Here is a 10,316-nt window from a genome sequence, read left to right on the forward strand (position 1 = left end):
AAAGAGAAACAACCAAAATTCTACCAACTTTGAGCATTAGACCATATACATGCCACCATTGACATGCAAAGTTTCACCAGTGATGTATGCCGCCTCTGGTGACGCTAAAAACGCAACAGCGGATGCGATTTCACGTGGGTCGCCTAAACGACCAGCTGGGACTTGAGACAAAGTAGCTGCACGCTGCTCGTCATTTAACGCTTTGGTCATATCCGTTTCAATGAAACCAGGAGCAACAGTGTTCACTGTTACACCACGAGAAGCGACTTCTCGCGCCATTGATTTAGTAAAACCAATTACACCCGCTTTCGCTGCAGCGTAGTTAGTTTGACCCGCGTTACCCATAGTACCGACCACAGAACCAACATTGATTATGCGACCGTTACGTTTTTTCATCATGCCACGCAACACAGCTTTAGATAAACGGAAGATAGATGTTAGGTTGGTATCGATGATATCGGTCCACTCTTCATCTTTCATTCGCATCAATAGGTTATCGCGAGTGATGCCTGCATTATTAACGAGAATGTCGATGGCGCCAAACTCATCGTTAATAGTTTTCAACACTGATTCCACAGAATCGATCTCAGTAACGTTCAAAGCGAGGCCTTTTCCGTTTGCACCAAGATACTCGCTGATCGCTGCTGCGCCGTTTTCTGACGTTGCTGTACCGATTACGGTTGCACCGCGCTCGACCAACAATTCAGCAATAGAACGGCCAATGCCACGGCTTGCGCCAGTAACAAGAGCGATTTTGCCTTCAAGATTCTTCATTTACTTTCCCTTTCTTACTTCGCCGCTTCTAACGAAGCCACGTCGTTTACAGCTGCACCGCTTAATGTCTTCACGATACGCTTGGTTAAACCGGTCAGAACTTTACCAGGGCCAAACTCAAGCAGAGATTCCACACCTTGGTCGCTCATCTTCTGCACGCTTTCAGTCCAGCGAACTGGGCTGTATAGCTGACGAACCAGCGCATCTTTGATTTTTGCAGGATCCGTTTCTGCAGCAACGTCGACGTTATTAATAACTGGAAGTGCTGGAGTATTGAACTCAATCGCTTCAAGCGCAACGGCAAGCTTGTCAGCCGCAGGTTTCATCAAAGCGCAGTGAGAAGGAACGGAGACAGGTAAAGGCAACGCACGTTTCGCGCCCGCTTCTTTACACAAAGCACCTGCACGTTCAACCGCATCTTTACTACCCGCGATAACCACTTGGCCTGGCGAGTTGAAGTTTACTGGAGAAACCACATCGCCTTGCGCCGCTTCTTCACACGCTTTGGCAATCGCGTCATCATCAAGACCGATGATCGCGTACATAGCGCCAGTACCTGCTGGTACGGCTTCTTGCATCAATTGACCACGCAGTTCAACCAGTTTGATCGCTTGTTTGAAGTCGATAACGCCAGCGCAAACCAACGCTGAGTATTCCCCTAAACTGTGACCAGCTAGGTTCTCAGGCTGAGCCAAACCAAGAGATTGCCAAACACGCCAGATAGCAACCGAAGACGCCAAAAGTGCTGGTTGAGTACGGAATGTCTGATTAAGATCTTCTGCTGGGCCATTTTGAACCAAAGCCCATAGGTCATAGCCTAATGCGTCAGACGCTTCCGCGAAGGTTTGTTTTACTACATCATACTGTTCGCCAAGCTCAGCAAGCATACCAACAGCTTGTGAACCTTGACCTGGAAATACGATAGCAAACTTGCTCATTTCTTTTTCCTATAGACAGAGTCAGAAAGAATAAGATGCACCTTTTTGTGCATCTTAAGTTTATGAATTCTTTGGGTTACCTAGAACTTAACCAGTGCTGAGCCCCAAGTAAAACCACCACCGAAGGCTTCAAGAAGCAGCATTTGTCCGCGTTGAATACGGCCATCTCGCACCGCTTCATCAAGCGCTGTCGGAACAGTGGCAGCAGACGTGTTGCCATGTCTATCTAGAGTGATCACAACTTGATCCAACGACATCGAAAGCTTCTTCGCTGTCGCAGAAATAATGCGATAATTCGCCTGATGAGGAACCAGCCAATCGAGCTCAGACTTATGCATACCGTTGGCATCTAAAGTGTCTTTTACCAGTTTAGACAACTGAGTCACTGCAACTTTAAATACTTCGTTGCCCGCCATATGCAGCCACTTATCGGCATCTTGACCGCGATGAGGTTGCTCAAGGCTTAATAATTCGCCAAATCGACCATCTGCATACACGTGCGTAGATAAAATGCCCGGCTCTTCGCTTGGACCTAATACCACAGCACCTGCCGCATCACCGAATAAGATGATAGTCGAGCGGTCTGTTGGGTCACAAGTTTTTGACAAAGAATCTGAACCAATGACAAGTACGTGTTTGCACATGCCCGATTTAATGTGCTGATCGGCAACCGATAGCCCGTAAATAAATCCTGAACATGCCGCAGCCAAATCAAAGGCAGGACAACCTTGGACACCAAGTTTGGCTTGAACTTGGCAAGCAGAAGAAGGAAAAGAGTGGCTACCACTGGTGGTGGCAACAATAATAAGATCGATGTCTTCCTTATTTATGCCCGCCATTTCGATTGCATTTTCCGCCGCGAATGCAGCCATATCGGCTACGGTTTCGTTTTCAGCTGCAATACGACGCTCTTTGATACCAGTACGGGTAACGATCCACTCATCGCTCGTATCTACCATTTTCTCTAAGTCTGCATTCGTACGCACTTGAGATGGCAGGTAGCTGCCAGTACCTAAAATTTTGCTATACATGAAGACTAATAATGCCTCTCGAGTAAAACCGCTTCCAAACGATCGCTTATACGGCTGGGTACCTGTCGTTTGACCTCGTGTATGGCTTCGCCAATGGCATTGACGACAGCCTCTACATCAGCACTTCCGTGGCTTTTAATGACGATGCCGCGCAATCCTAGCAAACTTGCGCCGTTATACTGGTCGGGGTTCAGTGTTTTTAGTTCATTAAATAATCCAGAAAACAATTTTCTTGCAATCCAGCCCTTTATCGAGGAGGCCATCATCCTCTCTTTCATCTTATCGATGAAAAGTTGGGCAGTTCCTTCACACGTCTTTAGGCACACATTGCCAACAAAGCCATCACAGACAACAACATCCGCTGCGTCGTGAAGTAACTGATTCCCCTCTATATACCCGATAAAATTCACTTCGTGGGTTTGGCTTAGCATCTCTGCACAGCGCTTCACAAGATCGTTACCTTTTATCTCTTCGGCACCAATATTCAGAATTGCGACGCGTGGTGCATGGCCAATAATCTCTTCGACCAACGCACTGCCCATTACGGCAAATTGAAACAAAGAATCTGCATCACTTGAGACATTGGCCCCAAGATCCAGCATCCACGTTTTACGTCCACTTGCTGTCGGTAATGCAGACACCAACGCAGGACGTTCAATTCCTGGAAGTAATTTTAGTCGGAAACGGGATAAAGCCATTAACGCACCGGTATTTCCGCCACTAACGCAAGCATCGGCTTTGCTGTCAGCGACCAGTTCTATGGCGGTACCCATTGAACTACCAGCACTTTTTCTTAACGCGAGAGAGGGTTTTTCTGTATTTGAAATCACTCGGTCAGTATGAATGATGCTCAAACGAGCATTAGGCTGATGACCAAGGTAGGACAACTGAGATGTGATCGAGTTCCGATCACCTATGAGGATCACTTTGAGCTCTGGGAAATGCGACAGTGCCTGCACGGCGGCAGGCACTGTGACGCGAGGACCGAAGTCCCCGCCCATTGCATCAAGTGCAACGGTTATATTTTGCAAAGGTCAACCTTACTTGTTGATAACCTTCTTGCCGCGGTAGTAACCTTCAGCAGTCACGTTGTGACGTAGGTGAGTTTCACCTGACGTTGCATCAACAGATAGAGCTGCTGTAGTTAGCGCATCGTGTGAACGACGCATACCACGCTTAGAACGTGTTTTACGGTTTTGTTGTACGGCCATGGACCCTACTCCTATCTAATGCTTAACGAATTACTTCTTTAAGCTTTTTAAAACATCGAATGGATTCGGTTTCTCTTCCACAACTTCTTCAGGAAGTTCGCCAAACACCATGTTATCTGAATCAACGCTACAATCCGCTTCATCATGCATTGCAACTTGGGGTAAGTTTAGAATGAACTCGTCTTCAATCAACTGTATTAAATCCACTTCACCGTACTCGTTCAGATCTACCAAATCGTACTCTTCCGGTGCTTCCTCTTCACTTTTGGCGCCTTTATTCGGCGTGTAAGTAAATTGGACATCGCACTCATGTGCGAAAGTTTCGTTACAGCGTTGACATTCTAATTCAACTTCGATGTTAGCTTTACCAGAGATAACAACGAGTTGCTGTTCATCTAACCCAAATGACAATGACACTTGAGCGTCGCGTTTAACGCCTTCGACTGAGTCCTGTAAACGCTTAAGCAAGCTCGCTTGAATGATACCATCATAATCAAGACGCTTTTGCGCAGCACGGCCAGGATCAACCGTTCGCGGTATTTTTACCTTTTGCATAGGGCGCGAATTCTATCTTCCAAATCTATTTGAGTCAAAGAAAAAGGACAAAAACTTGGAGTTTTTTTCCTTTTAAAAGCCAGAACTGGTCTTATGCCAAAATATTCGTTTATTCTTAGCAAAACCTTTCACGATTGTAATAGAAAATGGCAAATTACCAACTTGTTTTAGCCTCCACGTCTCCTTTTCGAAAAAGCTTACTGGAAAAATTGGCACTGCCTTTTGTCACCGCCGAACCTGATTGCGACGAAACCCCATACAGTAATGAATCGCCACAGGATTTGGTCATGCGTCTGGCACAAAAAAAAGCCCAATCCTGCGCCAATGCACCTCACCAATTGATCATCGGCAGTGATCAAGTGTGCGTCATCGACGGTGAAATAATTGGTAAGCCACATAGCCGTTCTAAAGCTATCGCTCAATTACAGCGCCAAAGCGGTAAAAGCATCACTTTCTATACTGGATTAGCACTGCATAACAGCGACAGTCAGCAAACCACCACAGTGCTCGATACGTTTACTGTCCATTTTAAATCGCTATCAACCAGCATGATTGAGAATTATGTTGATAAAGAACAGCCACTCAACTGCGCTGGCAGTTTTAAAAGTGAAGGCTTGGGAATTGCGCTGTTTGAGCGTTTAGAAGGCAAAGATCCCAATACACTGGTTGGGCTGCCGTTGATTGACTTAATTGAGCTATTGAAAGCCCAGGGCGTTAACGTTATTTGAACGCTTAACGAGACTTGGCATTGTTGAGTTTTGAAAATATTGTTGAGCTTGAATAAAGCGGCCTGCGATATCGCAGGCCATTCAACTACACGCGTCGAAGCCCATCCAGCACGCGCTGTAATTTCTCTTCCATCGGCGCATTCACGTCCATCCACTGCTCAGTTTTGGGGTGAATAAAACGAATGTTGGCTGCATGAAGAAACAATCTATCCAATCCTACCTTTGATGTGTACGCATCAAAGCGGCGATCGCCATAACGGTCATCCCAAGCAATTGGATGACCCGCATATTGAGTGTGAACGCGAATTTGGTGAGTTCGCCCCGTAATCGGACTTGCCTGGATCAGTGTCGCTTGCTCAAACGACTCAAGAATCTTAAAACGTGTTTCTGAAGGCTTGCCTTGTGGATTTACTCGCACAATGCTGTTGACTTCATTTTTCAGCAGCGGCGCGTTAATCACTTTACAGCTAGGCTTCCACTTACCCATCACGAGAGCAAAGTAATATTTGTTCACGGTCTTTTCTCGAAACTGAGCCTGCAGATGACGCAGAGCCGAACGCTTCTTCGCGACCAATAAAATTCCGGATGTATCACGATCGATGCGGTGCACCAACTCCAAAAAACGCGCATTCGGTCTTAGCGCACGCAGTGCTTCAATCGCGCCAAATTTCAAACCACTACCGCCATGAACAGCGGTGCCTGAAGGTTTGTTTAAAATCAGCAGATGTTCATCTTCGTAGATGATTTTATCTTCAAGTTCGGCTACTTTGTTGAGCTTGGTACTCGGGGCTTCGTCTTGTGGCTTTTCTGTCACCGTCACTGGCGGAATTCGTACCACATCCCCAGCTTCTAGCTTGTACTCTGCTTTCACGCGTTTCTTATTTACCCTCACTTCGCCTTTACGGAGAATTCGGTAAATCATACTCTTAGGTATACTTTTCAACTGGTTGCGCAGAAAGTTGTCAACTCGTTGGCCAGCCATATCATCGTCGATATCGACGAACTGGACTTGGGTTCTTATTTCACTCATGGCGATATTCTATCACTCACTGCTGCGCGATTTCACATTTTGTTGGTTCAATCATGGCGGTTTTCTATTTTTGATGTGAGCTATCATTCGATACGAACACATTTTCACCAGCATAGATAGTAAAGCAGTATTTTCTTACAAAATTTTCAAAAAAACAGCGACTTAAAGTTACAAAAAATGACTTTTTTTTAAGAACCATGATAATGCAGATTGCTGACTCTACCGCGTACTGCTATAGTTCACAGCTGCAATGGATGCTTTGCTTGCAATTATAAAAAAGCCCAGCATTTTTGAGCAAAAATTGAGTAATTTGCTGACAGTTAAAGTGCCGCATATGGCGTAAGACATTTTTAACCGTCAGTCGTTTGTTGCCCTACTCATCGTCATATCATGCTTAAGAGTATTTTCCGCCTATCGCGGTTCACAAGCAAACGTTTCGCTTGTGAAGACTGAAGTGCCCCAAGAGCATCCCTCCAGCCGGGAGGCTGTACCGATAAAGCCATGGGATCTGGCACCGTGAAGACGAACCAAGCAACAAAGACATAAAACGAAGAAATATAACGAGATTTTAAATGAAAAGAATGTTGATTAACGCGACTCAAAAAGAAGAGTTGCGTGTTGCTTTGGTTGATGGCCAAAAGCTGTTCGATCTTGATATCGAAAGCCCAGGTCACGAATCAAAGAAAGCGAATATTTACAAGGGACGTATCACTCGCATTGAACCAAGTCTAGAAGCTGCATTTGTTGATTATGGTGCTGAACGACATGGTTTCCTTCCTCTTAAAGAAATTGCCCGTGAATACTTCCCTCAAGGTTATACATATCAAGGTCGTCCAAGCATCAAAGAGGTGCTAAGCGAAGGTCAAGAAGTCATTGTTCAAGTCGAAAAAGAAGAGCGTGGCAGCAAAGGCGCAGCCTTAACCACCTTTATCTCTCTCGCTGGTAGCTACTTAGTTCTTATGCCAAACAACCCTCGAGCTGGCGGTATTTCTCGCCGTATCGAAGGTGACGAAAGAACACAATTGAAAGCTGCATTGAGCACACTGGAACTGCCTCAAGGTATGGGCTTAATCGTCCGTACAGCAGGGGTTGGTAAAAGTGCAGAAGAGCTTGAATGGGACTTAAATGTTCTGCTGAACCACTGGGGCGCGATCAAGCAAGCATCAGATTCCAATCCAGCACCATTCCTGATTCACCAAGAGAGTAACGTTATCGTTCGTGCGATCCGTGACTACTTGCGTCGTGATATCGGTGAAATCCTGATTGATAGCAATACCATCTATGAACGTGCTCTTGAGCATATTCGTTTGGTGCGCCCTGATTTCGTCAACCGTGTGAAAAAATACGAAGGCGAAGTGCCACTCTTTAGTCACTACCAAATCGAAAGCCAGATTGAATCCGCTTTCCAACGCGAAGTACGCTTGCCTTCTGGTGGCTCGATTGTTATCGACCCGACAGAAGCGTTGACATCAATTGATATCAACTCAGCACGTGCGACGAAAGGTGGTGACATCGAAGAAACCGCTCTGAACACCAACTTAGAAGCAGCAGACGAAATTGCACGTCAGTTACGTTTGCGCGACTTAGGCGGTCTGGTCGTTATCGACTTTATCGATATGACGCCAGTACGCCACCAACGTGAAGTCGAAAACCGTCTGCGTGATGCTGTACGTCTTGACCGTGCTCGTGTTCAGATCGGCCGTATCTCACGCTTTGGTCTGCTAGAAATGTCTCGTCAACGCTTGAGCCCATCTCTAGCGGAAGCGAGCCACCATATCTGTCCTCGCTGTTCAGGTACGGGCGTGGTTCGCGACAACGAATCTTTAGCGCTATCAGTACTGCGTTTGATTGAAGAAGAAGCACTAAAAGACAACACCGCACAAGTGCTGGCGGTTGTCCCTGTGCCTATCGCTTCTTACCTATTGAATGAGAAACGTCGCTCAGTTAATCATATTGAACGCATTCAAGAAGTTAAAATCACCGTTGTACCAAACTCAGACATGGAAACACCGCATTTTGAAGTGATTCGTGTTCGAGAAGGTGAAGAATTCGATCTCCTTTCATACTTGCTACCGAAAAAGCTTGATGAGATGAAAGAAGCGGAAGGCCGTGAAAGCTCTGATACCGAAATGCGACCAAAACGCATTGAAGAACCAGTGCTTAAGGGCTTCGCAGCGCCGGCGCAATCTGCGCCCACACCAGCGCCTACGCCAAAACCTGCCCCAGTGGCAGAAGCGCCTGCGCCTGCAGAACAGCCGTCGACTCCAGGTCTATTTGGCCGCTTTGTTAAAGCACTTGGTAGCCTATTCGGTTCATCTGAAGCTGAAACCGCTCAAGATAAACCAGCGCAAGAGCCTGAAGAAACTCAAGCACAAGACAACCAGAATCGCAACAATCGTAATAACCGTAATCGTCGTGGCCGTAATGATCAGCAACGTCGCACTAATGGTAATCGCGACAACGCGAAACGCGGTGAAACCAATCGCGATAAAGCGAAGAAATCGCCACGTGACGAAGCGCCAAGCGATAATAACAACGCAGACAACCGCACCAAGCAGCAAGCTCGTAAGAAACCGCAAGATCGTCGCAACAACAAACGCAACGAAGATGCGAAAGCAAGCAAAGTCGCTGAGGAAGGTTTGAAGCTAGCCGCTGAAGCTCATGTTACTGACAAGCCGAAGGCAGCGCCAAAAGCTGAAGAGAAAACCGCGAAAGTTAAAGAGCGTCGTCAAAAACGCAAACTGACCAAGCAAGTTCGCGTTCAAAACCAAGAACAATTAGCAGAGCAAGCGGCCCAAGAAGAGCTTGCAGCAGCCGTTCAGGTTGAACAAGAACAGCAAATTGAAGCGGTTGTTGAGCAAGACGCAAATGTCGATGCTAACCAAGAAAATGGCAAACAACGTCGCAACCGTCGCTCACCTCGTCACTTACGTGCTAGTGGTCAACGCCGCCGTCGCGGTCGTGATCGTCGCCCTAACCCATTCCGCCTACGTAAAGGTGGGGTTGCCTCTCCTGAGATGGCAATGGGTAAAGTGATGCCACGTTATGACCTAGCGAAGAAAGTCGACAAAAAACCGGCTCAAGAAGTACTTGAAACACGCGTAATTGGCGGTGTCGCTTGTCCTGAAATGGCGATGGGTAAAGTCATCATTCCGAGCCAAGCAATCAAAGTTGAAGCAGCTTCAATCAAACCTGCACAACCAGAACGCATCGTTGAGGAAGTCATCACCGCTCCTGCTGTGACCGAAGACTACCACGCAGAGCCTGAGTTGCAGCAATCTGAACCAGCATTGCTCGCAGGCGATAAACCAGCGCCAATCGTTCAAGCCGTAAAAGCTGACGATGCTGTCAAGGCAAACAATGTTGCCAAGGTAGAAGCTCAGTCAGTTGCTGTAGAAGAAGTGGTTGCTGAAGAGGTCGCTATAGAAGCACCTATTGTAGAAGCAGCGGTTGCAGAAACCCAAGAAGCAATGGTTGAGGCGCCACAGGCACCAGCACCAGTTGTAGCAACGGTAGCTGATAAATCAGAAGCTAAGCCTAGCAAAGCATTTAAAGGCCACGCAGCATCAGCAATGACAAAAGCGCCGGGTAGTAATGAATTAAAAGAAATTACTATCGTAGCCGCTGAGTTCCGCACTGAGCGTTACAACTCACGCGGTGCAGGTAGTCAATTCGCGACTAATCAAGCCAGCGCTGGAATGTCAAAAACCAGCTTCTAAGTGCATAGCACTTATCAGTAAAAATCCGCCTTCTTAGAAGGCGGCTTTGGTTTACAGCCCCCTAAAAGGGGGCATTCCTTCGCTGTTAGTTCATTTTCAACTCTAACTGTGCCTCATATTCTTGATCTTTCTTGTCTTGATGCCTGACATACCGCCTGATGATCTCTTCATTTACACCGACTGTATCAACAAAGTACCCTCTCGCCCAAAAATGATTACCCCATAATTTCTTTCTAATATACGGGAATTTATTAAACAATCGGATAGCTGAACGCCCTTTCAATATCCCCATTAAAGTCGATATCGATACTTTCGGTGGGACTATCACAA

10 protein-coding genes are annotated in these 10,316 nt (G+C 46.6%); 2 read left to right on the forward strand and 8 right to left on the reverse strand.

Features of this window, described 5'->3' with window-relative positions; translation table 11 throughout:
- Positions 1–36: 36 nt before the first annotated feature.
- The 6 genes from fabG to yceD all read right to left on the reverse strand — a co-directional run bounded on the left by fabG (position 37) and on the right by yceD (position 4,509).
- On the reverse strand, positions 37–774 hold the full coding sequence (fabG, locus tag BLS03_RS23350; protein ID WP_093279282.1) for a 3-oxoacyl-ACP reductase FabG: 738 nt from the start codon (positions 772–774) through the stop codon (positions 37–39).
- A gap of 14 nt (positions 775–788) precedes the next feature.
- Positions 789–1,712 (reverse strand): ACP S-malonyltransferase, encoded by a 924-nt coding sequence (fabD, locus tag BLS03_RS23355; RefSeq protein ID WP_093279283.1) that lies wholly within the window; start codon positions 1,710–1,712, stop codon positions 789–791.
- A gap of 80 nt (positions 1,713–1,792) precedes the next feature.
- A complete protein-coding gene (locus BLS03_RS23360) occupies positions 1,793–2,743 on the reverse strand; it encodes a beta-ketoacyl-ACP synthase III (RefSeq protein ID WP_093279284.1) in 951 nt (316 codons plus the stop codon).
- Between the two features lie 5 nt (positions 2,744–2,748).
- A complete protein-coding gene (gene plsX, locus BLS03_RS23365; RefSeq protein ID WP_093279285.1) occupies positions 2,749–3,774 on the reverse strand; it encodes a phosphate acyltransferase PlsX in 1,026 nt (341 codons plus the stop codon).
- Between the two features lie 9 nt (positions 3,775–3,783).
- Entirely contained in the window at positions 3,784–3,954 is a 171-nt protein-coding gene (gene rpmF, locus BLS03_RS23370; RefSeq protein WP_011080823.1) for a 50S ribosomal protein L32, read from the reverse strand.
- A gap of 30 nt (positions 3,955–3,984) precedes the next feature.
- On the reverse strand, positions 3,985–4,509 hold the full coding sequence (gene yceD / locus BLS03_RS23375) for a 23S rRNA accumulation protein YceD (RefSeq protein WP_093279286.1): 525 nt from the start codon (positions 4,507–4,509) through the stop codon (positions 3,985–3,987).
- Between the two features lie 146 nt (positions 4,510–4,655).
- Between yceD and BLS03_RS23380 the strand changes: the two genes are divergently transcribed.
- Complete coding sequence (locus BLS03_RS23380) at positions 4,656–5,237, forward strand: Maf family protein (RefSeq protein WP_093279287.1); 582 nt, start codon at positions 4,656–4,658, stop codon at positions 5,235–5,237.
- An 85-nt stretch (positions 5,238–5,322) separates the two neighbouring features.
- Here the strand turns inward: BLS03_RS23380 and rluC are convergent, their stop codons facing one another.
- Complete coding sequence (gene rluC / locus BLS03_RS23385) at positions 5,323–6,267, reverse strand: 23S rRNA pseudouridine(955/2504/2580) synthase RluC (protein ID WP_093279288.1); 945 nt, start codon at positions 6,265–6,267, stop codon at positions 5,323–5,325.
- Positions 6,268–6,839: 572 nt separating this feature from the next.
- On the opposite strand from rluC, the gene rne reads away from it, so the two are divergent.
- Positions 6,840–9,986, forward strand: a complete 3,147-nt coding sequence (rne, locus tag BLS03_RS23390; RefSeq protein WP_093279289.1) for a ribonuclease E — start codon at positions 6,840–6,842, stop codon at positions 9,984–9,986.
- 85 nt (positions 9,987–10,071) lie between these two features.
- Here the strand turns inward: rne and tnpA are convergent.
- Positions 10,072–10,316: IS200/IS605 family transposase (tnpA, locus tag BLS03_RS23395; RefSeq protein ID WP_143015681.1), on the reverse strand; the 245-nt coding region annotated here is incomplete at its 5' end.

Source organism: Vibrio xiamenensis (assembly GCF_900100015.1).
Classification (GTDB): Bacteria; Pseudomonadota; Gammaproteobacteria; order Enterobacterales; family Vibrionaceae; genus Vibrio; species Vibrio xiamenensis.

What these genes read in the sequence shown, in the direction of transcription:
- BLS03_RS23380 (WP_093279287.1), top strand. Translation starts at nt 4,656, where the DNA reads ATGGCAAATTACCAACTTGTTTTAGCCTCCACGTCTCCTTTTCGAAAA.
- BLS03_RS23360 (WP_093279284.1), bottom strand. Translation starts at nt 2,743, where the DNA reads ATGTATAGCAAAATTTTAGGTACTGGCAGCTACCTGCCATCTCAAGTG.
- yceD (WP_093279286.1), bottom strand. Translation starts at nt 4,509, where the DNA reads ATGCAAAAGGTAAAAATACCGCGAACGGTTGATCCTGGCCGTGCTGCG.
- rne (WP_093279289.1), top strand. Translation starts at nt 6,840, where the DNA reads ATGAAAAGAATGTTGATTAACGCGACTCAAAAAGAAGAGTTGCGTGTT.
- fabG (WP_093279282.1), bottom strand. Translation starts at nt 774, where the DNA reads ATGAAGAATCTTGAAGGCAAAATCGCTCTTGTTACTGGCGCAAGCCGT.
- fabD (WP_093279283.1), bottom strand. Translation starts at nt 1,712, where the DNA reads ATGAGCAAGTTTGCTATCGTATTTCCAGGTCAAGGTTCACAAGCTGTT.
- rluC (WP_093279288.1), bottom strand. Translation starts at nt 6,267, where the DNA reads ATGAGTGAAATAAGAACCCAAGTCCAGTTCGTCGATATCGACGATGAT.
- rpmF (WP_011080823.1), bottom strand. Translation starts at nt 3,954, where the DNA reads ATGGCCGTACAACAAAACCGTAAAACACGTTCTAAGCGTGGTATGCGT.